We start from the raw sequence: 20,323 nt of genomic DNA on the forward strand, positions 1-20,323 counted from the left end.
CAGCACGGTAAGTCCGGGGTGGACGGACGAAAACCCTTGCCGTGCTTACCGAATCATGACGGCCGCGAAGTTCTTACCGAGTGCTGACGGTTCGCTTCCGCACCCCGCCCGGCGCGGACCGCCCGGCTAAGGTGCCGCGTTTCACGGTTTCGCGATCAGCCGCGCCACGAACGCCCCGGCGATCGCGATCAGCACGGCACCGGCGATCCACGGCCACACCGGCATCGCGTCATCGGTCGCCGGAGCGGCGACCGCGGTTTCGGTCCGCACCACCGGTTCGGCCGCCGCCGTCCCCGCACCCCCCTTGGTGAGCGTGAACGGAACCGAACCCGAAACCGGATGGCCGTCCGCGGACACCACGCGGTACTTCACCGTATAGATCCCGGCGGCCCCCAACGGCCGGAGAGAGGCGGACAACTTCTCTCCGGCGACGACGGGCGCCCCGCCTTCCCAATGCGAAGAGCCGTCCGGGCCGAGGACGGTCAGTTCGGTGAAGCCGCGATCGAGCGGCTCGTTGAACACCAAGGTGACGGCGGCGGGCGGAGACGCGATCGAAGAATCCTTCGCCGGATCGCTCGAGACGAGCACGCTGTGCGCCATGGCCGGCTGGGCGACGGCCAGCGTCGTGAACAGCACGAGTGCGGCGAGGAAGGCGCCGCGCGACCGATTCCGTGCCGATGGCGGGGAAAGCGACATGGTTCTTCCTCACGATTACGTCGACGACGGGAATGGGAGCCCATGGTCGGCGACGGAATGGTCGGACGCGTTGCGGTGGCGGGGGTTCGCGCAACAACCGTGTTAACGAAAACTCACAGCCTTTCGGGAAAGAAGACGCGGAATCGGACACGGCGCACCCGCGCTTCACTCGAATGGCCGTGCCGATCGCGCATTCGGCCGCCGAACTCACAGCCGTCCGGCCGTACGGAGCCGAGTTACTTTACCTGGGCTTCATGTGACGATCATGCCGGGTAACGCGGCACCTGGTTTTCTTCTGGCCCATCGAGCCCGTTCCCCTTTTCCGCTCGATTCTCTCTCTCGTTCCGTATGGGAGGAAGCATTCGTGGCCTTGCGAGGAATCGCCCCGCGTCGTGATCAGCTGATCGCGGCCGGCCTCACCGGTGCCGTCGTGATCGTGGTCGGCTACGCCTCGGGACTCGGGCTGAAACCCGGGACGGCCGCGGGAAGCCCGCCGGTACTCGCCCAGCCCCAGACCCCGCCGTCCGCCGCCACGCCCTTGCCCGGTGGTGAACCACCGGCTCCTGCCCCGATCCCTTCCCTGCCGGCGGTTCCGGTCACCGACATCCCCGCCCCGGTGGCCCCGCCCGCGTCACCACCCGGCGGCATCGAGGTCCCGCCCCCGGCGCCCGTCCCGGATCCTGTTCCCCCGCATCCGCATCCGGATCCGCCGTCGAGCACGCCGCCCTTGCCACCGCCACCGCCACCGCCGCCGCCCGGTACCGAGCTGCCCGCCTGTCAACCCGGTGCGGCACAACAGGTTCTGGACACCGTGGCCGCGCTCCCGCTACTGGGCGGCGTCACCGGCGGCCTCGGGGTGAGCGGCGCGGACGGCCTCGGCGCGGCCCTCCTCGGGTACTGCCGCGCTCCCGACGGCACGGTCGTCCTCGAAAACGTCCCCGCGCCGGTCCGGTAAGTCATGGTCAAGACCTGGTACGTACTCGCCCGCTGTGTCGACTACTTCGGCATGACCCTGTTCACCGGCGGTCTGTTCTTCCTCGCGTTCCTCTGGCCGGACGGCGCCGCGCAAGGCCGGGCGCGCAAGGTCGTCGGGATCGGCTGGCTGCTCGGCTTCGCCGGCACCGTCGCGGGTCTCGGCCTCCAGGGCGCGTGGTCGGCACAACGTCCGGCCGCCGATCTCTTCGACTGGGACCTGCTCGGGCAAGTACTCGACACGCAGTTCGGCCGCGTCTGGTCCGCGAAGGCGCTGCTGTGGCTGCTGGCGGGGGTCGTCCTCGCGGATCTGCTGCAACGCGGCCGGGCGGCGGCGGGTTCGACGGCCTGGCGGGTCGGTGCCGGAGTGGTGACCCTCGGGCTGCTGCGCACGACCGGGCTGACCGGGCACGCGGTCGAGAGCACGCGGCCGCTGCTCACCCAGATCGCGGATCTCGTCCATCTCGCCGGGATCTGCGCCTGGATCGGCGGACTGGCCGTCCTGCTGTTCGGCGTGCTCTCCCGGCGTGATCCCGGGGAACTCGCCGCCGTCGTGCCGCGCTATTCCCGGCTGGCGATGCTGTCTGTGTTCGCGGTGATCGCGGCGGGGGTCGTACTCGCGTGGCAGACGGTCGGCAGCTGGCATCGACTGTCCACAACGGACTACGGCAGGACGCTGCTGGTCAAGCTGCTCGTCCTCGCGATCGTCCTCGTCATCGCGCAGGGCAGCAAGAGCTGGGTCTCCCGGCGGCTGGACTTCGCGGTGGTCCTGCGCGGGGACGCCGCCACCGTCCGCCCCTTCGTCTATTCCGTCGCCGCCGAGACCGCGCTCGTCATCGCGGTCCTCCTCGCGGCGAGCCTCCTCGTCACGGCCAGCCCCGGCCGGTGACCGCCCTACAGAAAGGAGTGTCCTTCATGGACAACCCAGAGCCCAAGAACCCCGCCGCCGAGGCCCCGCCGGTGGTGCCCGCGCGGCGGACCTGGCCGGTGGCGGTGGCGATCCTCGCCCTGGGTGTCGCGCTGTTCAGCCTCGCCACCCTGCGGGGCGGGCAGCAGGCGGACACCGCCCAGACCGCCGACGTCGATCTCGCCGCGTTGTCCAAGCAGGGTCCGCTGGCGGTTCCGCTGTACCAGGGACTTTCCCAGGAGAAGGCGGCACCCGCGGCGGCGCCGGCGGCGGCCAAGACGGTCGAGATGATGGGCTACAAGTTCAGCCCCGCGAGCCTTTCCGTCGCCGTCGGCGACACGGTGACGTGGACCAACCACGACACCGCGCCGCACAACGTCGTCATCACCGACGGCCCGGAGAAGTTCACGTCGCCGACGTTGCAGAAGGGGCAGACCTTCAGCCACACCTTCACCAAGGCGGGCGACTACTCCTACTACTGCTCGATCCACCCGGACATGAAGGCGTCGGTCAAGGTGGAGGGTTCGGGCACCCCGCCGACTTCACAGCCGACCCCGACGAGCGCCCCGCAGACCTCGACGAGCAGCAGCAAGCCGCCGACGTCGTCGCACTCGATGCCGCCGACCAGTCCCGGCGGGGGCTCCTGTGTGCCCAAGGGAGTGCTCCAGCCGATCATCGACCACATCAAGGCGGCGCATCTGCAGACCTCACCGGGCCAGCAGGTGCAGGACATCCTCAACCTCGACCAGTACATCAAGACCCACACGGTGTGGCTGGAAACCGTGCTCGCCCCGGTGCTGGACGGTTCGGCCGACAAGGTCGTCGCCGACACGCTGGCCCCGATCATCGCGCACATCAAGTCCGCGCATCTGGAGACGTCGCTCGGCCAGCAGGTCACCGATCTGCTGAACCTCGACCAGTACATCAAGACGCATACGGTGTGGCTCGAAACCGTGCTCACCCCGCTGCTGAATCAGGCGAGCTGCTGAACCAGGCCGGCCGCTGAATCGGGGGGCCCGGCCGGTAAGCGGCCGGCCGGGCCCTTCGCCAGTATCCACGTTCCCCTCCCGCGGAGACGAGCGATGTCCGACACCGAACTCCTGCCCGTCCAGGTCCAGGCCGGCCACCGGCTGCGCCCGGACCGCTGCGTCATCGAGCCGTCGATCAGGTTCCTGCGCTTCCCCTTGGCACGGGGCAGATTCGCCGCGACGGCGGGATACCTGGACATCTCCGAGGAACCGGCGCTCTTCGTCGAACTCGACGTCCCGTCGCTGCGCACCTATCCGCGGCCGCTCCGGCGTCCGATCCTGAAACGTTGTCCGGCCAAGGTGCTCACGTTCACCTCCGACGAACTCGTCGTCGACGAGAGGCGGGTGCTGATCGAAGGGCGGGTCGGCGGCCGCGGCCTCGTGCTGGAGGGAGATCTGCGCTACGTCGATGAAGAACGGATCGTCTTGTGGGCCAAGGGAGTCCTGCCTCGGCCACGGCGCGCGCCCTGGTTCGCCCGCCGCGTCCACGTCGAGATCGCGATCGAGTTCGTCCGATGAGGCGGCTCACCGGATTCGCGTGTGCGGCGATTTTCCTGATCCTGCAAGCCATCTACCTCGCTCCGCCGTCGAAGGCGGCCACGCAGCAGGTGATGATGCAGGACTACGCCTACGGCCCGGCATCGCTGACCGTACGGGTCGGGGACACCGTCACCTGGATGCAGCACGATCAGGCGCCGCACGACGTCGTCACGACGAGCGCGCCGGTCGCGTTCCGCAGTCCGCAGCTTTCTGCCGGGCAGAGCTGGAGTCACACCTTCACAAAGCCGGGAACGTACTCGTATTACTGCTCGGTGCATCCGGACATGCGCGCGTCGGTCACCGTGCTGGCCGCGGAGACGCCCACGAAACAACCGGCTCCCGCGCCCCCGAAGCAGACCACATCGGCCCGCCCCGCGACGTCCGCGCCCGCGAGCGCACCGCCGTCGAGCACCGCGTCCTCGGCCCCGGTGGCTCCGGCGCCTTCAGAGACCGAGACCACCGCGCCCGCCCAGCCGGTCACCCAGCAGGCGGCGGCGTCGGAGCCCTCGCTCGACCCGATGCTGCTGGTCGCCGGGATCGTCACGGCGGTGGCGGTGCTGTGCCTGCTCCTGGTGGCGTCGCGACCGGCGAGGTGAGTCTTACCGAGTTCTGACGGACGGCGTCCGCGGGCCGTCGGACGTGGAAAACGTGGTTATGGTGCCGGTGATGTCCACAGTCACCGAGCCCGCCCCCACCGCGTCCGTCCGGAAGGGACACCGGGCCGATCTGATCGCCGTCGGGCTGGCCATGTTCGTGGTGGCCGCCGCGATCGCCGTCGGCCTCCACTACAACCGTCCCGGTTCCGGCGTGGTGATCTACGCCTTCGCGCCGCCGCTGTTCGGGCTGTGGTCGCCGCACGTCGGCCCCGGGACGGTCGCCGCCGTCGTGCTCGCGCTCGTGGTCGTCACCAAAGGTCCCTCGCTCGCCGCCCGGCTGCGCTGGCGGCCGCTGCTGGCACTCGGTTACGTGGCCGCACTGGCATGGACGTTTTCGCTGGCGATGATCGACGGCTGGACCCGGGGCTTCACCGGCAGGCTCACCACCGAACACGAGTACTTGCACGAGGTACCGGGTATCACCGACATCCCCCGGATGCTGGCCGAGTTCTCCTCGCGCATCCTGGACTACCAGCCGAACTCGTGGACGACGCATGTCTCCGGGCATCCGCCGGGCGCGACGCTGGTCTTCGTCTGGCTCGACCGGCTCGGGCTGCACGGCGGTGCCTGGGCCTCGACGTTCGTCGTGCTGGTCGGCTGCCTGGTCGTCGTCGCCGTCCCGGTGACGCTGTCCGCGCTGGGCAGGCAGGACGCGGCACGGACGGTCCTGCCGTTCGCCGTCCTGACCCCCGGCGCGATCTGGATCGGGGTCTCGGCGGACGGGCTCTTCGCCGGAGTGACGGCCACCGGGATCGCGCTCCTCGCGCTCGCGGCCCGGCGGCGGATCCTCGCCCTGCCCGCCGGCCTGTTGCTCGGATTCGGGCTCTTCCTCTCCTACGGTCTCGTGCTGCTGGGCCTGATCGCGCTCGCCGTCGTCGCGCTGACGCGCCAGTGGCGGATCCTGCTCCTCGCCGCGCTGGGGGTGGCCGCGGTCGTCGCGGCGTTCGCGCTGACCGGGTTCTGGTGGCTCGACGGCTATCACCTGGTGGTCGAGCGCTACTACCAGGGGATCGCCACGCTGCGCCCATACTCCTATTGGGTGTGGGCGGATGTCGCGGCGGTGCTGATCGCGCTCGGTCCCGCCGTGATCGCCGGGACGCGGCGGACCGGTGCGGAGTTCCTGGCCGGACCCCGGCGGTCGTTCCGGGACCCGGTCACGCTGATCGTGGCGGCCGCGGTGCTGACGATCGCGTTCGCCGACCTGTCCGGCCTGTCGAAGGCGGAGGTCGAGCGCATCTGGCTACCGTTCGAGGTGTGGCTGCTGCCCGCGGTCGCGCTGCTGCCGTCACTCCGGCGGCGGTGGTGGCTCGCCGCGCAGGCGGCCACGGCGCTGGTGGTGAACCATCTGGTGCTGACGAGCTGGTGAGAGGGATGCGATGACCGAGCAGGGCCGTGTGCTCGTGGTCGACGACGACGAGACCGTCCGGGACGTCGTCCGGCGGTACCTGGAGGTCGCGGGTTTCGACGTCGACGTCGCCGGGGACGGCACCGAGGGGCTGCGGCTGTTCTCCGCCACCGGCCCGGACCTCGTGGTGCTCGACGTGATGATGCCCGGGCTCAACGGGCTCGAGGTGTGCCGCCGGCTGCGGCAGGTGAGCCAGGTGCCGGTCGTCATGCTGACCGCGCTCGGTGAGGAGGAGAACCGGATCGCCGGGCTCCAGCTCGGCGCCGACGACTACGTCACGAAACCCTTCAGTCCCAAGGAACTCGCGTTGCGGGTGGCGTCGGTGCTGCGGCGGGCCCGGATGCCGAGGCCCGAACCGGCGGCGACCGAACTCGCCGACGGCGACCTCCGCCTGCAGATGACCGCGCGGCAGGCGAGGATCGGCGGCGTCGAACTTCCCTTGACCAGCAGGGAATTCGATCTGCTCGCGTTCTTCCTCGCGCATCCGGGGGTGGCGTTCTCCCGTGCCGATCTGCTGGAAAAGGTCTGGGGCTGGGACTTCGGCGATCAGTCCACTGTGACCGTCCACGTGAGACGGTTGCGGGAGAAGATCGAGAAGGATCCGGCGAAACCCGTCCGGGTCGCCACCGTATGGGGTGTCGGCTACCGGTACGACCCGGTGCGGCCATGATCGGCGCGGGTGAGTCGTTCGGCGAGATGCTGGCGCACGCCTGGCACATCCTGCCGTTCGCCCTGCTGTTCGCGTTACCGGTGGTGCTGCTCGGCGGGCTGGTGTTGTACCTGCTCAGACGCGGTTCGCTGGCGGGCACGATGACGACCCTCGTGCTGATCCCGGTGCTCGCGACGCTGGTCGCGGTGCTCGGCATCAGCGGGTTCATGTTCACCCCCGCGCTGACCACGATGACGCTGGTCTGCCTGCTGGTCGCGCTGGTGACCGTGCCCGCCGCGCTCGTACTCGGCCGGGTCATCGCGCGCCGCAGCGTATGGGAGCGCGAAGCACGGGAGCGGGAGCGCGCGGCCGAAGCGTCGAGGCGCGAACTCGTCGCGTGGATCAGCCACGACCTGCGGAGCCCGCTGGCCGGGATCCAGGCGATGGCCGAGGCGGTCGCGGACGGCGTCGTCGCCGATCCCGGCGAGGTCGCGGAGTACGCCCGGCGGATCAGCGGGGAGACCACGCGGCTTTCGGGCATGGTCGGCGACCTCTTCGAGCTGTCGCGGATCACCGCCGGCGCACTGGAGCTGACCATGGCTTCCGTGCCGCTGCGCGACGTCGTGAGCGACGCGGTCGCCGCGCAGGCGCCGCTCGCCGGGCAGAAACGGGTGCGGATGGTCGAGCACGCCGACGCCTGGCCGGTCGTCTCCGGAAGCGATCCGGAGCTGGCGCGGATCGTGCGCAACCTGGTGTCCAACGCCGTCCGGCACACCCCGCCGGACGGGACGGTCGCGGTCCAGCTCGGTATCGAGGGCGGCGAGGCCCTGCTGGCCGTCGACGACGGCTGCGGCGGGATCCCCGACGACGAGATCGGGCGTGTCTTCGACGTCGCGTTCCGCGGGACGCGGGCGCGGACACCCGAGCGCGGCGGGCTGGCGAGCGGTGGCGGGCTCGGGCTGGCGATCGCGAAGGGGCTCGTCGAGGCCCATCGCGGCCGGATCGGCGTCCGCAACCACGGGCCCGGCTGCCGCTTCGAGGTCCGGCTGCCGCTCTCGACGTCCTGACCGTGTCAGTGCCGTGTCACCGCGGTGTCAGCGCGGACGGCGAACGTAGCGGCCATGACGACTTCAGCGATCACAGCCAAGAACGACAAGCGCCGGGCCATCCGGCGAGTGGGGGCCACGGCGTTGGCGGCGGCGTTGCTGGCCGGGGCGGCCTTGCCAGGGGTGGCCACCGCGGACACCGCCGGGAAGGATCGCCCGGAGCTGCGGGCGATGGTCCAGGAGATCGCCGACTCGGGTTTCGCCGGGGCGCAGCTGCGGGTGCACGACGCGCGCGGCGACTGGACCGGCAGCGCCGGGGTGCGCAAGCTCGGCGAGGCCGCGAAACCGCCGACGAACGGACGGTTCCGGATCGGCAGCAACACCAAGACCTTCGTGTCCACCGTCGTGCTGCAACTGGTCGGCGAGGGCAAGGTGGGGCTGGACGCGCCGGTGGCGGATTACCTGCCCGAGTTCGGCCTCGACCGGCGGATCACGGTGCGGATGCTGTTGCAGCACACCAGCGGGTTGTTCGACTACACCGGCGCGATCCTGCCCGACGGGACGATCGTGCCGGGAATCCCGTTGCAGGGCAAGGAATTCCTCGACAACCGCTACCACACCTACCAGCCGGAGGAGCTGGTGCGCTTCGGGCTGTCCAAGCCGCCGCTCTTCGCGCCGGGGACGGACTGGACCTACACGAACATCAACTACGTGCTGGCCGGGCTCGTGATCAAGAAGGTCACCGGCCGTCCCTACGGCGACGAGATCGGGCGGCGGATCCTGCGGCCGCTCGGGATGCGGGACACCGTGGTGCCGGGCACGTGGCCGGGGATCCCGGGGCCGCACGCCCACGGGTACTACCGCTACCAGGAGGCCGGGGAGTGGAAGACGGTCGACATCACCGAGCAGAACCCCTCCTGGGCGTCCAGCGCGGGTGAACTGATCTCGACCACCAAGGACCTCCACACGTTCTTTTCCGCGCTGCTCGGCGGACGGCTCCTGCCCGCGCCGCTGCTGGCCGAGATGCGCAAACCGCATCCGAAGGGCGGCTACGGCCTCGGGCTGTACGTGCAGGAGTCGAGCTGCGGAACCGTCCTCAAGGGCATGGGCGGCTTCCACGGCTACGGGACGCTGATGGCCAGCACCCCTGACGGCAGCAGGACCTACGAGCTGTCGATGACCTACGGGGACTCCGCGGCCGACCTGGGGCAGGCGTACTACAAGGCGGACCAGATGCTCACCGACAAGGTGCTCTGCGGCAAGTGACCGGGGCTCGGAGGTGAAGGGCGCTTTCCCCGCATCCGACGTGGGGAAAGCGCCCTTCACCGCGTGAGATGAGGGGAAAGGGCCCTTCGGCAACCGGGCTCAGAGGCGAAGGAAGCCCATGTCCGGGAAGTGGGCCGGCGCGATGATCGCGCCGGTCTCTTCGGCTTCGGCGAGGAACCGTTGCCGGGTGCGGAGGGCGAGGTCCGGGTCGACGTCGCTCAGGAAGCTCACCCGCGTGTCCGTCAGCTGGGCGGGCGTGTGCAGGACGTCGCCGAGCAGCAGCAGGCGTTCGTCGTCCGCGGTGATGTCGAGGACGTAGTGGCCCGGCGTGTGGCCGGGAGCGTGCCGGGCCACGATCCCGGGGGCGATCGGGACGTCGTCGCCGCTGATCGCCTCGGTCAGGCCCGCACCGCGGGCGGTCTCCATCCCGACCCGGCCCCATTCGCCCGTCCCGGCCGGTTCGATCAGGGCCTCCCAGTCGAGCTGCCCGAACACGACCCGCGCGCCGGGGAAGGTCAGCTCGCCTTCGGGGGCGATCCAGCCGATGTGGTCGTTGTGCAGGTGGGTGAGGAAGACGGTGTCGATCTCGCCGACCGGGCAGCCCGCCTTGTCCAGCGCGGCCGCGAGGTCGCCGCCCGTGCCCATCGGCGGGGTGGGATCGCCCTTGGCGGGTGTCATCCCCTGGGGGAAGGCGAATTCGCGCGGGCCGAGTCCGGTGTCGACGAGGATCGTGCGGCCGTTGCCGCGGATCAGGTACGCGCCGGTCGGGACGTGCACGGTGCCGTCTTCGTCGAGCACGTCCGGGTGGGCGTCCGGGTCGAGACCGGGGAAGAAGGCGAGCGGCAGCCTTATCAGACCGTCGCCCAGTGCCTCGATCTCGATGTCGCCGACGGTGATGCCCACAAAACCCCCAAGGTCGTTCCACGTTGTCCGCGAACGACAACCGCGCGGGGGCCCGGTCTGTTCCCGGTTTCAGAGGCTTGCCGGTTCCCGCAGTTCAGCGGTGGCGAAGCCGGCGATGCCTTCGGCGAAACCGGTCTCCGCCTTGAACCCGAGCAGCCGCTCCGCGCGTCCCGGGTCGGCGACCACGTGCCGGACGTCGGCGGGCCTCGCGCCACCGGCGATCACCGGGGCCGGGCCACCGCAGGCCTTCGCGAGTTCTTCGGCGAGTTCGCCGACGGTGTGCGGCTCCCCGGAGCAGACGTTCAGCGGCGTGAGTTCGCCTTCGGGGCCTTCGGCGTGAAGCGCGAGGACGTTCGCCCTCGCGACATCGTGGACGTGGACGAAGTCGCGCTGCTGCTTCCCGTCCTCCAGTACCCGGGGCGCCTCGCCGCGCAGCAAGGAGGAGCGGAACAGCGACGCGACCCCGGCGTATGGGGTGTTCTGCGGCATCCGCGGTCCGTAGACGTTGTGGTAGCGCATCGCCCAGACCGTTCCGCCGGTTTGCCGGGCCCACGCCGCCGCCAGATGCTCCTGAGCGAGCTTCGTGGCCGCGTAGGTGCTTCGCGGCTGTAGCGGGGCGTCCTCGGGGACGAGCCGCCAGCCGAGTTCGCTCCCGCAAGTGGCGCAGGCCGGCTCGAAGCGCCCCGCGTCCACATCGGACCGTTTGCGCGGCGACGGCGGGACCATCCCGTGTGCGGGGCATTCGTAGCGTCCTTCGCCGTAGACGACCATCGACGAGGCGAGCACGAGTTTCCGCACCCCGGCGGCGTGCATCGCGGCGAGCAGCACGGCGGTGCCGTGGTCGTTGTTGAGCGTGTAGGACGGCGCGTCGGACGGGTCGATCCCGTGCCCGACGACGGCCGCCTGATGGCAGACCGCGTCCACGCCGTCCAGCAACCCGGCGACGAGTTCCGGATCGGTGATGTCGCCGCGCAGGAACCGGTGGCGCTCGGTGTAGGCGGGTGGGCGCGACGAACCGTGCGCTGTCCGCAGGAGGTTGTCGAGGACGACGACCTCGTGGCCCTGATCGGACAGCAGATCGGCGATATGGGAGCCGATGAACCCGGCCCCGCCGGTTACCAGTGTTCGCACGCTCCCGACGCTAAGGGCGATCTTCGCCTTCGGCGCCGGATCCGCCGCTCACGTCAGGGAATCGTCACAACTCGTGGCCCGTGACACCGCGGGAGCGAAGATCAGCCGAAACCGGATACGGTGTGCGTATGGAACGGAGCGCACAACGGCTGGGCCGCGCACTGGTGGTCATCGTGGACGATCGCGTCGCTCATGGCGAACACGAGGACAACACGGGACCGCTGGTCACGGAGCTGCTCGAAGAAGCGGGCTTCATCGTCGACGGTGTCGTGGTGGTCGAGGCCGAGACGGCCGCGATCCGCAACGCGCTCAACACCGCGGTGATCGGCGGCGCCGACCTCGTGATCACCGTCGGCGGCACCGGGGTCTCCCCGCGCGACCGCACGCCCGACGCGACGGCCGGTGTGCTCGACCGTCCGATCCCGGGCATCGGCGAGGCACTGCGCGCGTCCGGCCTCGCCGCCGGCGCGGTGGACGCGGGTATCTCCCGCGGGCTCGTCGGCGTCTCCGGCAGCACGCTGGTGGTCAACCTCGCGGGTTCGCGCGCGGCCGTCCGCGACGGCATGGCGACGCTCTCGTCGCTGGTGCCGTACGTGATCGACGAGCTTTCCGGTCTCGAAGAGGCCTAGCTCTTGGGGGCGGGTCCGGGCTCAGTCCCGGGCTCGTCCTTTTTGTCCTGGTGCAGCACCCCTTCCACTTTCTCGGTGACCTTGCCGATCTTGTCTTCGAACCGGCCGCCGGTGACCTTGTTCGCCCCGGCGGACGCCACCGTGACGCCCTTGGCCGCGACGTCGCCCGCCTTCTCGGCCAGCGGCCCGGCCTTCTCGCGGACTTCGCCCGCGACCTCTTCCGCTTTGTGGATGGCCTGCGCGGCCAGCCCCTTCGCTTTGTCGACAATGCTCATGCGCTGATGGTCCCACCGGTCGGCGGGACCCGCGACCGGTGCGAAAATGAACGTCATGCCAGGTGAAGACGAAGACAAGCGCCCTTCGAAGGCGGCCTCGGCGGCACGCCGCCGGGTCGACGAGATCTTCGGCGACGTCCTGCCGGACACGACCTCCGACGAGCGGGAGCCGGGCCGGCGGACCCCGGACTCCGACTCGTGGTACCTGGAGAACCGGCCGCCTCACCACGACCGGTGATCCGGCTCAGCCCTGGCGGTTCTGCTGGGCGCGCAGCAGGTCGCGGATCTCGGTGAGCAGCTCGACGTCGGTCGGCTCCGTCGGACCCGCCTCTTCACCGCGCTTGCGACGCTCCTGGATGTGCTTGACCGGCAGCACGATCACGAAGTAGACGACAGCGGCCACCAGCACGAAGTTGATCGCCGCGTTGATCACGCCACCGAAGTCGAGGAACGTGGCGTCGTTCGCGCTGAGGATGTTGAAGCCCAGCCCCTTGGCGGCGTCCGAACCGCCGATGGTGTTGATCAGCGGCTTGATCAGGCCGTTCGTGAACGCCGTCACGATCGACGTGAACGCGGCGCCGATGACCACCGCGACCGCGAGATCGACGACGTTCCCGCGCATCAGGAAGTCCTTGAAACCCTTGAGCAAGACGCTCTCCTCTTTCACCTGGGACGGTGCCGACCGTCCCGTCCGTACCGGGGGGACGCAGGCGCCCGCCGGGGCAGGCGCGAGCTAGCGGAGGGTAACCGTTATGGACCGTTCCAGCGAGGTGGCCGCCACCCGTGTCGCGATCGCGGACGGCAGGGAAAGCAGCACCAAAGGTCCCTTGCTCCCGGGTTTGGGGCTCCTCGTCCCGGCGGCCTCCTGCTCGCCGACGGCCGTCACGACGGCCGCGCTGGCCAGCACAGACGCCTCCCGGCCGGCTTCGGCGGCCGCGACGACGTCGACCCGCTGACCCGGCCGCAGGAGTTCGGCGATCCCGGCGTCGGCGAGTCTCACCGGCACGGTCGAGCTTTCTGGATCACCCGTTCCGGGGATGGCCGCTCCCAGCAGGCGGACGTCTGTCAGCGGCTCACCCGCCCGCGCCGCTCCGACGAGCAGCCGTCCTTCGGCCGAGACGGTCTGGCCGAGGGCGCCCTGTGGACGGACGTCCTCCGGGAGGTCGACGAGCTTGAGGTCGCCGGGCCGCAGCAAGGCCCCGGCGGGCAGGTCGCGGGCGGAGACCACGGTCGCGGTGCCGGGCGTACCGCGGGCCGAGGCGGGCAGGAAGAGCGCGACCAGGCCGCTGAACAGCAGGGACAGGGCGAGCCAGCGGCGGAGCAGCCGCGCGGGCCTGCCGTGGAGTCTTCGCAGGACGGGCAGATCGTGGAACACGGGATTCCCCCTCGTCGATCGGTGATGATCTCGACGCTAGGGGCCGGTGCCGGGCCTGGAAAGAACGAAAACCCCCGGCTGTGGATAACCGGGGGCCTGTGGACAACTCGGGACGTCAGGAAGCGGCGGCGGCCGTTTTCGTCGTACCCGTGGAGGAGGATGCCGGGCTCTTGCTCTCCGACTTCGACTCGGTCTTCGACTCCGACTTGGTCTCGCTCTTGGCCGGGGCCGAGGTCGTGCTGGCCTTCGAGTCGCGCGAGTCGGTGCGGTAGAAACCGCTGCCCTTGAAGACCACGCCGACCGAGCTGAAGACCTTGCGAAGCGGGCCCGAGCACTGCGGGCACACGGTCAAGCTGGCGTCGGAGAACGACTGCACGGCCTCGAAAGCGTGGTCGCATTCCTTGCAGGCGTACTGGTAGGTGGGCACTGCTGCTCCTTCGTGCATTGGCACTCAGCCGACAAGAGTGCTAACACAACACGGTACCGGGGCATTCCGGCGCAGGTCAAACAAGGTTTCCCAAGGTCACATGACGGCCTGGTCACGCTACTTGTCCCGTGCCTGTTCCGGGCAGGTCTCACTACGTGGGTGCCTTCAGCGAGCCGCGGGTCGTTCTGGTCGGCGCGAGGTGTCGTACCGCCCCCGCGTCCATGAAGGAATTGGGACATAGAACGTCCCAATTCCTTCATGGACGGCCTGCCCCATGACGAAGCGGTGCCCGATCTGCGCGATGCCGACTTTGCCTACCGTGACCTTCACGGTAGGCAAGGAGGTCTTCACGGACCGTGGTTTGGGTTCGTCGGGGGCTGAAGGACGCTTTCCCCGCATCGCATGAGAGGAAAGCGCCCTTCGCCGCATGCGATGAGAGGAAAGGCCCCTTCAGCCACGCACGGCTCGGGCGCGGATTCGACACGGTGCTCGATTGCGGGCTCTTCCACACCTTCGACGCCGACGAGCGCGTCCAGTACGTCAAGAGCCTCGAAGCGGTCACCAAGGGGACGCTGTTCATCCTGTGTTTCAGCGACGAAGGCGAGAACGCCGGGCCCCACCCCGTAAAACGGGAAGCGCTGACGGCTCCCTTCGGTCGAGGATGGCGGGTGAAGACCATCGAAAGGCAGCGCGTCCGGACCAGGTTCCACGACGAGAACGGCGCGCCCGCCTGGTTCGCGACGATCGAAAGAGAGCCGTCGGATGAGTGAGTTGCGAGGTTTGCTGGCCGAGGTCGCCGCCCGCGTGGCCGATTACCGCGAAAACGTGGCCGGGGCGCCGGTCTTCCCGGAGGACACGACCGGCGTCCGGGAGAAGCTCGGTGACCTGCCCGAACAGCCCGCTCCGCCCGTCGACGTGATCCGGCGGCTGGCCGACGCCGTGGAGCCCACGCTGGTGGCGACCACCGGGCCGAGGTACTTCGGTTTCGTCGTCGGTGGCGCGCTCGACGCCGCGACGGCGGCCGACATGCTGACGACCGGGTGGGACCAGCCTGCCTTCAACAAGATCACCTCACCCGCCGCCGCGATCGTCGAGGAAGTGGCTGGCGAATGGCTCAAGGACGTGCTCGGTCTGCCGTCCACCGCTTCCTTCGGGTTCGTGACCGGTGGGCAGGGCGCGAACACCGTCTGCCTGGCCGCCGCCCGCCATCATCTGCTGGCTCAGGCCGGGTGGGACGTCGAGCGCCGCGGCCTGAACGGGGCGCCGCCGCTCCGGGTCGTCGCCGGTGAGGGGCGCCACGCCACGATCGACTGTTCCCTGCGCCTCCTCGGGCTGGGCACCGACGCCGTCGATCCGGTGCGCGCGGACGCGCAGGGCACCATCGACGTCACCGATCTCGAACGAGTCCTTGACAGGCCCGCAATCGTTTGCCTTCAGGCCGGAAACGTGAACAGTGGCGCCTTCGACGACTTCGAAGCCGCGATCCGGATCGCCCACGAGCACGGCGCCTGGGTCCACGTCGACGGCGCGTTCGGGCTGTGGGCCGCCGCCAGCCCCGCGTTTCGTCCTCTGGTGGCGGGGGTGGAACAGGCCGACTCCTGGGCGGTCGACGGGCACAAGTGGCTCAACGTGCCCTACGACAGTGGGTACGCCTTCTGCGCCCATCCCGACTCGCACCGGGCCGCGATGTCGGTCACGGCCGCCTACCTGACCGGGCAGGGAGACGGTGGCGTGCGCGCGCCGGGCGACTTCGTGCCGGAGTCCTCGCGCCGGGCGCGGGGGTTCGCGACGTGGGCGGCGCTCGGCGAACTGGGCCGCTCGGGACTCGCCGAGCTGGTCGACCGCTGTTGCGCTCTGGCCCGCCGGTTCGCCGAACGGCTCGAAGCGATCGAAGGTGTCACGGTCGTGAACGACGTGGTGCTGAACCAGGTTCTCGTGAGTTTCGGCGACAAGACGGACGAGGTGGTCGAAGCCGTGCAGCGGTCCGGCGAATGCTGGATGGGCGCGACCACCTGGCACGGTCGGCGGCTCATGCGGATCGCCGTGTCCAACTGGACCACCACGGAAGCGGACGTCGACCGCGGTGTCGCCGCGATTCAGGCGGCCTGGGCGTCCGTGGCGGCCAAGGGGTAGGCGTAGCTCGCCCCGCCGAGACGTCGGGCGGTCGCGTGCAGGGCGGCGTTGGCCTCACGCATCCGTCGCAGCGTCGCGAGATCGCCGGGCGGCGCGGTGCGCTGGACACCGAACAGCACGGTGTACGGATCCCGCGCCTTCGGGACGTGGGGCGCGGCGACACGCGCCGTCGGGAACAGGTACAGCAGCACGCTCCCGCCGACGCCGAGCAGATCGGGTGTCAGGTCCGCCAAAGCGTCGCCGAGCACCGTTTCGGCCTGAGCGCCGGGAAGCAGGACGTTCGCCCTCGGATGCGGGTGGTACCACGAACCGGCCGATCGCAGTTGCGCCTCGATCGGCCGGAGCCGGTCGACGAACTCCCGGTAGGTCACCTCGAAGATCTCGGCGGAATCGTGCCGGAGGTCGTCGATCGGCGGCGACTGCGGGGAAACCGCCTCCAGCACGAAACGCCAGCGTCCGTCCGCGTACTGCGCCTGGCCGTCGACGTGCTCGAAACGCAGTTCGTCCACCAGGCGCCGCTGATCACCGAGGTACGCGCCGAGATCGTGATAAGTCAGGCGATGCCGCCGGACCGTCGACGGCGCCCGGGTCAGCGCGACGGTGGCGCGCGTGATGATCCCGTGCCGTCCCTGCGTCCCGCGCACGGCGTCGAAAAGGTCCGCGTTGCCGGTGGGCGAACAGGTCACCAGTTCGCCGTCGGGGGTGACCACGTCGAGATCGTGGACGTTGTCGGCCTGCGAGCCGAACCGGTGGCTCGCGCCGCCGAAACCGCCGGTGGACAGCAATCCGCCGACGGAAAGCTCCAGATAGTCCGGGAGTACCGGCGGGACGGTGCCGGTGCGCAGCGTCGCGTCGACGACGGCGCGCCAGCGGGCGCCGGCGTCCACGCTGATCCGGTCGGGGCCGAACGGGCGGACCCCGCCGAGCGTCGACATGTCGATGACGATCCCGGCGCTGACCAAGGCCTGGCCGTCGACGGAATTCCCGCCGCCGCGGGCGACGACCGGGATGCGGTGCGCCCGGCCGAATTTCACGAGCGCCGCCACGTCGACCGCGGTGGCCGGGAAGGCGACGGCGAGCGGCCGCCGGTGGACGTGGCCGCCGAAGTCCCGCTCAGCGTCCGCGAGGTCACGGTCGCGGACGCTGAGCGTTCCGGCGAGTTCGGGCAGTGCCACGGCTCCGCGTCCGGGGATCGACAGCCGGGGTTCGAAATCGTGGTGTGCCACGGGATGCGACCTCCGGTCCGGGGAACTGCCCTCTCCTCGGCAACGACGGTAACGGCCACGGACGGTGCCCGGCCTCTTCCGGATTGCGAGCAGTCGTGGATAAGCCTCGGCACGCTTCCCGCCCCTAGCCTGACCGGAGGGCGAAAGGAGCACAAATGTCGGTCGACGAAGCAGGGCGCGTCGGGCTGAGGGCGTTGGCGGATCTGGCGACACCGATGGCGGTCCGGGTGGCGGCCACCCTGCGGCTCGCCGACCACATCGACGGCGGGGCGCGCACCCCGGCCGCGCTCGCCGCGGTCACCGGCACGCATGCGGGGGCGCTGGACCGCCTGCTGCTGCATCTGGTCACCGTCGGTCTGTTCACCAAGGACGCCTCGGGCAGGTACGCCGCGACCGAACTGGGTGAGCAGCTCCGGGACGGGCATCCCCGCAGCAAGCGGAAATGGCTGGACATGAACGGCGCGATCGGCAAGGGGGACTTGAGTTTCGTCGACCTCGCCCATGCCGTGAAGACCGGCGAGGAGTCCTACTCGGTGCGCCACGGCGTGCCGTTCTGGGACGACCTCAGCGGGGACGCGGCGCTCTCGGCGTCGTTCGACGCGCTGATGGGCCACCACATCGCGCTCGACAACTCGGGCATCGTCGACGCCTACGACTGGGGAAACCTGGGACATGTGGTCGACGTCGCGGGCGGTAGCGGCGCACTCCTGGAAGCGTTGCTGACCAAGCATTCCGGATTGCACGGCACCTTGGTGGACCTGCCGGGGCCGGCGGCGAACGCGCGGGAACGCTTCGCCGAAAGCGGTCTGTCCGAACGGGTCGACGTCGTACCGGGAAGTTTCTTCGACCCGCTGCCCGCCGGCGCGGACGCGTACGTGCTTTCGGCGATCATCCACGACTGGGACGACGAACCGTCCGTCGCGATCCTGAAGCGCTGCGCGGAGGCGGCCGGTGACGACGGCGTCGTCCTGCTCGTCGAGGCGATCGGCTCCGACGGCGAGACGCCGAACACCGGGATGGACCTGCGCATGCTCATCTACAACGGTGGCAAGGAACGTGGCCTCTCCGAGCTGGCGGAGCTGGCGCGGATGGCCGGGCTCAGGGTGCGCGGGACGCACCGGGTCGGCCAGAAGTCGTATATGTCCATTGTGGAATTGGGCAAGGCCTGAGCTGAAGGGGACTTTACCCGCATCGCATGCGGGTAAAGTCCCCTTCGTCGCGTCCTATGCGGCGATGGTTCCCTTCAGCTCCTCAGTCAGGCGTGACGCGATGTCGGCCCGCAGCGCCTTCTTGTCGACCTTCCCGATTCCCGTGGCGGGCAAGGCGTCGACGACGACCAGCCGCTCCGGCAGCTTGAACCGCGCGGCGCCCGCGGCGAGCATCAGGGTGTGCACGTCCTGCAGGGCCACCGGCCGGGTGGCGACCACATAGAGGCAGACGACCTCGCCGAGTTCCGCGTCCGGCATCGCGACCGCGGCCGCGTGCTCGACACCGGATACCTCCAGCGCGAAGGTCTCGATCTCCTCGGCGTTGATCTTCTCCCCGCCGCGGTTGATGACGTCCTTCTCGCGCCCGGAGACCACCAGATAGCCCTCGGGCGTCAGCCGGACGATGTCGCCGGTGTTGTACCAGCCGCCGTCGACGAACGAGCGCGCGTTCAGCTCGGGGGAGCGGTAGTAACCGCGAGTCGTGTACGGGCCGCGGACCAGCAGCAACCCGGGCTCACCAGGCGCCACCGGGACGCCTTCTTCGTCCACGAGCCGGAGTTCGTCCCCGGGCGAGATCGGTTTGCCCTGGGTGTGCAGGATCAGCTCGTCCGGATCGTCGAGCCGGGTCAGGCACAGGAGTCCTTCACCCATCCCGAAGACCTGCTGCAGCGTGCAGCCGAGCTTCGGCCGCACCTGCGCCGCCAGCGAGGGATCGAGCTTGGCCGCGCCGATCTGGATCATTTCCAAAGTGGACAGATCGAATCCGGGGGCGGAGTCCAGGTATTCGATCCAGCGATGCAAGATCGCCGGCACCGCGGAAGTCGCGGTGATCCGCTCGCTTTCGATCAACGGCAGCGCCTGGTGCGGCGCCGGGGACGGCGCGATGACGACCCGGCCGCCGGACAGCAGCGCGCCCAGGATACCCGGACCGGTATTGGCGAATCCGTGTCCGAGCGGCAGCACCACCAGGTACGAGGTGTCCGGGCCGAACCGGCAGATCTCCGAGGCGGTCTTGATCATGTAGCTCAAGTCGTTGCCACTGCGCGGGATCAGCTTCGGCAGCCCGGTCGTCCCGCCGGAGAGCAGGAAGGTCGCGACGGCGTCCCCGTTCGGGGCGGCCGCGTCGAGGGCTTGCGAGACTTCGGCGGGTTCGTCCGCGACGAACAACGCCCGGAGGTCGATGTTGCCAGGGTGGACGTCCTCGCCGACCACGAACACGAGCCCGTCCGGCAGGACTTCACGGGCCAGCGCCTGATGGTCGAATCCTTTGTGGACATCCGGGACGACGATCGCGCCCGCTTCGGCGTTGGCGAGGATGCCGCCGATCTCGTGCTCGCGGAACTGCGGCATCGTCCACACCGGAACGGCGCCGAGCCGGAGACAGGCGACCGTGGTGACGACGAACTCCCAGCAGTTCGGCAACTGGATGACGACCCGGTCATCGGCGCCGATCCCGGCCGCGCTCATCCGGATCGCCGCTCCGTCGGCCTTCGCCAGCAGCTCACCGAACGTCAGTCGCACCTCCCCGTCGACGAGGCAGACCTCGTCCGGGTACTTGCGCGCGGTTTCGGCCAGCTGCGTCCCCAGCGACCGGCCTTCCCAATAGCCCTCGGCGAAATAGCGGTCCGCGACGCTTCTCGGCCACGGCACGACTCCCGTCCCGGTCGACCGTCCCGCTGATCCCGGCATGGCTCCTCCTCGATATGGGTCCCGATCGGACACTCTCACGGGGCGGGCGTACCGGCGTCTCGAACCTTGCGCTCGCACTCGGGGATCGCTCGAGGATCCCGCGCAAGCAGTCGAGGAGATGCCGGAGACCACCGTCAAGGCAGACGCTGTCCGTACAAAGAG

General features: G+C 69.9%; 23 protein-coding genes. 14 read left to right on the forward strand and 9 right to left on the reverse strand.

Annotated elements, in window-relative coordinates; genetic code table 11:
• Positions 1 to 141: 141 nt before the first annotated feature.
• Positions 142 to 696, reverse strand: coding sequence for a copper resistance CopC family protein (locus SD37_RS04985; protein ID WP_052674968.1), 555 nt, complete (start codon positions 694 to 696; stop codon positions 142 to 144).
• 364 nt (positions 697 to 1,060) lie between these two features.
• Between SD37_RS04985 and SD37_RS04990 the strand changes: the two genes are divergently transcribed.
• From SD37_RS04990 to SD37_RS05030, 9 genes are all read left to right on the forward strand, one after another.
• A complete protein-coding gene (locus SD37_RS04990; protein ID WP_236725502.1) occupies positions 1,061 to 1,651 on the forward strand; it encodes a hypothetical protein in 591 nt (196 codons plus the stop codon).
• Between the two features lie 3 nt (positions 1,652 to 1,654).
• Positions 1,655 to 2,557 (forward strand): copper resistance D family protein, encoded by a 903-nt coding sequence (locus tag SD37_RS04995; RefSeq protein WP_044851711.1) that lies wholly within the window; start codon positions 1,655 to 1,657, stop codon positions 2,555 to 2,557.
• Positions 2,558 to 2,583: 26 nt separating this feature from the next.
• Positions 2,584 to 3,564, forward strand: coding sequence for a cupredoxin domain-containing protein (locus SD37_RS05000; RefSeq protein WP_044851712.1), 981 nt, complete (start codon positions 2,584 to 2,586; stop codon positions 3,562 to 3,564).
• 93 nt (positions 3,565 to 3,657) lie between these two features.
• Entirely contained in the window at positions 3,658 to 4,122 is a 465-nt protein-coding gene (locus SD37_RS05005; RefSeq protein WP_044851713.1) for a hypothetical protein, read from the forward strand.
• Positions 4,119 to 4,739: a cupredoxin domain-containing protein gene (locus tag SD37_RS05010; RefSeq protein ID WP_044851714.1), complete on the forward strand. Its 621-nt coding sequence runs from the start codon at positions 4,119 to 4,121 to the stop codon at positions 4,737 to 4,739. The genes SD37_RS05005 and SD37_RS05010 overlap by 4 nt, the downstream gene beginning before the upstream one ends.
• 58 nt (positions 4,740 to 4,797) lie before the next feature.
• Complete coding sequence (locus SD37_RS05015) at positions 4,798 to 6,165, forward strand: hypothetical protein (protein ID WP_044851715.1); 1,368 nt, start codon at positions 4,798 to 4,800, stop codon at positions 6,163 to 6,165.
• A gap of 10 nt (positions 6,166 to 6,175) precedes the next feature.
• Entirely contained in the window at positions 6,176 to 6,874 is a 699-nt protein-coding gene (locus SD37_RS05020) for a response regulator transcription factor (RefSeq protein ID WP_044851716.1), read from the forward strand.
• Positions 6,871 to 7,920, forward strand: coding sequence for a sensor histidine kinase (locus SD37_RS05025; RefSeq protein ID WP_044851717.1), 1,050 nt, complete (start codon positions 6,871 to 6,873; stop codon positions 7,918 to 7,920). Before SD37_RS05020 ends, SD37_RS05025 begins: the two co-directional genes overlap by 4 nt.
• Before the next feature lie 54 nt (positions 7,921 to 7,974).
• A complete protein-coding gene (locus tag SD37_RS05030; RefSeq protein ID WP_044851718.1) occupies positions 7,975 to 9,165 on the forward strand; it encodes a serine hydrolase domain-containing protein in 1,191 nt (396 codons plus the stop codon).
• 99 nt (positions 9,166 to 9,264) lie between these two features.
• On the opposite strand, the gene SD37_RS05035 is transcribed toward SD37_RS05030, so the two are convergent.
• Entirely contained in the window at positions 9,265 to 10,068 is an 804-nt protein-coding gene (locus SD37_RS05035) for an MBL fold metallo-hydrolase (RefSeq protein ID WP_037317548.1), read from the reverse strand.
• 69 nt (positions 10,069 to 10,137) lie between these two features.
• Positions 10,138 to 11,199 carry an NAD-dependent epimerase/dehydratase family protein gene (locus SD37_RS05040; protein ID WP_044851719.1) on the reverse strand — a complete coding sequence of 354 codons (1,062 nt, stop codon included), beginning with the start codon at positions 11,197 to 11,199 and terminating at the stop codon, positions 10,138 to 10,140.
• Between the two features lie 128 nt (positions 11,200 to 11,327).
• Here SD37_RS05040 and SD37_RS05045 point away from each other — a divergent pair, with 128 nt between their 5' ends.
• On the forward strand, positions 11,328 to 11,828 hold the full coding sequence (locus SD37_RS05045; RefSeq protein ID WP_005155592.1) for a MogA/MoaB family molybdenum cofactor biosynthesis protein: 501 nt from the start codon (positions 11,328 to 11,330) through the stop codon (positions 11,826 to 11,828).
• Here SD37_RS05045 and SD37_RS05050 read toward each other — a convergent pair.
• A complete protein-coding gene (locus SD37_RS05050) occupies positions 11,825 to 12,103 on the reverse strand; it encodes an Rv0909 family putative TA system antitoxin (RefSeq protein WP_044851744.1) in 279 nt (92 codons plus the stop codon). The genes SD37_RS05045 and SD37_RS05050 overlap by 4 nt on opposite strands.
• Before the next feature lie 55 nt (positions 12,104 to 12,158).
• Between SD37_RS05050 and SD37_RS05055 the strand changes: the two genes are divergently transcribed.
• Positions 12,159 to 12,341 carry a hypothetical protein gene (locus SD37_RS05055; protein WP_044851720.1) on the forward strand — a complete coding sequence of 61 codons (183 nt, stop codon included), beginning with the start codon at positions 12,159 to 12,161 and terminating at the stop codon, positions 12,339 to 12,341.
• A gap of 6 nt (positions 12,342 to 12,347) precedes the next feature.
• Here SD37_RS05055 and mscL read toward each other — a convergent pair whose 3' ends face one another.
• The 3 genes from mscL to SD37_RS05070 form a co-directional block, all read right to left on the reverse strand.
• Positions 12,348 to 12,752: a large-conductance mechanosensitive channel protein MscL gene (gene mscL / locus SD37_RS05060; RefSeq protein ID WP_037317542.1), complete on the reverse strand. Its 405-nt coding sequence runs from the start codon at positions 12,750 to 12,752 to the stop codon at positions 12,348 to 12,350.
• Positions 12,753 to 12,836: 84 nt separating this feature from the next.
• Positions 12,837 to 13,478: an SAF domain-containing protein gene (locus tag SD37_RS05065; protein ID WP_044851721.1), complete on the reverse strand. Its 642-nt coding sequence runs from the start codon at positions 13,476 to 13,478 to the stop codon at positions 12,837 to 12,839.
• 115 nt (positions 13,479 to 13,593) lie between these two features.
• Entirely contained in the window at positions 13,594 to 13,905 is a 312-nt protein-coding gene (locus SD37_RS05070) for an FmdB family zinc ribbon protein (RefSeq protein WP_037317537.1), read from the reverse strand.
• Between the two features lie 356 nt (positions 13,906 to 14,261).
• On the opposite strand from SD37_RS05070, the gene SD37_RS05075 reads away from it, so the two are divergent.
• Both SD37_RS05075 and SD37_RS05080 read left to right on the forward strand, forming a co-directional pair.
• Positions 14,262 to 14,675 (forward strand): hypothetical protein, encoded by a 414-nt coding sequence (locus SD37_RS05075; RefSeq protein WP_236725271.1) that lies wholly within the window; start codon positions 14,262 to 14,264, stop codon positions 14,673 to 14,675.
• Positions 14,668 to 16,038, forward strand: a complete 1,371-nt coding sequence (locus SD37_RS05080) for a pyridoxal phosphate-dependent decarboxylase family protein (protein ID WP_044851722.1) — start codon at positions 14,668 to 14,670, stop codon at positions 16,036 to 16,038. Before SD37_RS05075 ends, SD37_RS05080 begins: the two co-directional genes overlap by 8 nt.
• Here the strand turns inward: SD37_RS05080 and SD37_RS05085 are convergent.
• Entirely contained in the window at positions 16,002 to 17,264 is a 1,263-nt protein-coding gene (locus SD37_RS05085; RefSeq protein WP_044851723.1) for an FAD-binding protein, read from the reverse strand. The two genes, SD37_RS05080 and SD37_RS05085, sit on opposite strands and share 37 nt — an antisense overlap.
• 155 nt (positions 17,265 to 17,419) lie before the next feature.
• On the opposite strand from SD37_RS05085, the gene SD37_RS05090 reads away from it, so the two are divergent.
• The gene (locus SD37_RS05090) at positions 17,420 to 18,433 is read left to right on the forward strand and encodes a methyltransferase (RefSeq protein ID WP_044851724.1); all 1,014 of its coding nucleotides are present in this window, start codon (positions 17,420 to 17,422) and stop codon (positions 18,431 to 18,433) included.
• Positions 18,434 to 18,487: 54 nt separating this feature from the next.
• Here SD37_RS05090 and SD37_RS05095 read toward each other — a convergent pair whose 3' ends face one another.
• Entirely contained in the window at positions 18,488 to 20,161 is a 1,674-nt protein-coding gene (locus SD37_RS05095; RefSeq protein WP_044851725.1) for a (2,3-dihydroxybenzoyl)adenylate synthase, read from the reverse strand.
• Between the last annotated feature and the right edge of the window lie 162 nt (positions 20,162 to 20,323).

Origin of the sequence: Amycolatopsis orientalis (assembly GCF_000943515.2) — a bacterium.
In the GTDB taxonomy this organism is placed as follows: Bacteria; Actinomycetota; Actinomycetes; order Mycobacteriales; family Pseudonocardiaceae; genus Amycolatopsis; species Amycolatopsis orientalis.

Coding starts and splice junctions, on each gene's coding strand:
- SD37_RS04985 (WP_052674968.1), bottom strand. CDS start 696: ATGTCGCTTTCCCCGCCATCGGCACGGAATCGGTCGCGCGGCGCCTTC.
- SD37_RS04995 (WP_044851711.1), top strand. CDS start 1,655: ATGGTCAAGACCTGGTACGTACTCGCCCGCTGTGTCGACTACTTCGGC.
- SD37_RS05000 (WP_044851712.1), top strand. CDS start 2,584: ATGGACAACCCAGAGCCCAAGAACCCCGCCGCCGAGGCCCCGCCGGTG.
- SD37_RS05005 (WP_044851713.1), top strand. CDS start 3,658: ATGTCCGACACCGAACTCCTGCCCGTCCAGGTCCAGGCCGGCCACCGG.
- SD37_RS05010 (WP_044851714.1), top strand. CDS start 4,119: ATGAGGCGGCTCACCGGATTCGCGTGTGCGGCGATTTTCCTGATCCTG.
- SD37_RS05015 (WP_044851715.1), top strand. CDS start 4,798: ATGGTGCCGGTGATGTCCACAGTCACCGAGCCCGCCCCCACCGCGTCC.
- SD37_RS05020 (WP_044851716.1), top strand. CDS start 6,176: ATGACCGAGCAGGGCCGTGTGCTCGTGGTCGACGACGACGAGACCGTC.
- SD37_RS05025 (WP_044851717.1), top strand. CDS start 6,871: ATGATCGGCGCGGGTGAGTCGTTCGGCGAGATGCTGGCGCACGCCTGG.
- SD37_RS05030 (WP_044851718.1), top strand. CDS start 7,975: ATGACGACTTCAGCGATCACAGCCAAGAACGACAAGCGCCGGGCCATC.
- SD37_RS05045 (WP_005155592.1), top strand. CDS start 11,328: ATGGAACGGAGCGCACAACGGCTGGGCCGCGCACTGGTGGTCATCGTG.
- SD37_RS05050 (WP_044851744.1), bottom strand. CDS start 12,103: ATGAGCATTGTCGACAAAGCGAAGGGGCTGGCCGCGCAGGCCATCCAC.
- SD37_RS05055 (WP_044851720.1), top strand. CDS start 12,159: ATGCCAGGTGAAGACGAAGACAAGCGCCCTTCGAAGGCGGCCTCGGCG.
- SD37_RS05080 (WP_044851722.1), top strand. CDS start 14,668: ATGAGTGAGTTGCGAGGTTTGCTGGCCGAGGTCGCCGCCCGCGTGGCC.
- SD37_RS05090 (WP_044851724.1), top strand. CDS start 17,420: ATGTCGGTCGACGAAGCAGGGCGCGTCGGGCTGAGGGCGTTGGCGGAT.
- SD37_RS05095 (WP_044851725.1), bottom strand. CDS start 20,161: ATGCCGGGATCAGCGGGACGGTCGACCGGGACGGGAGTCGTGCCGTGG.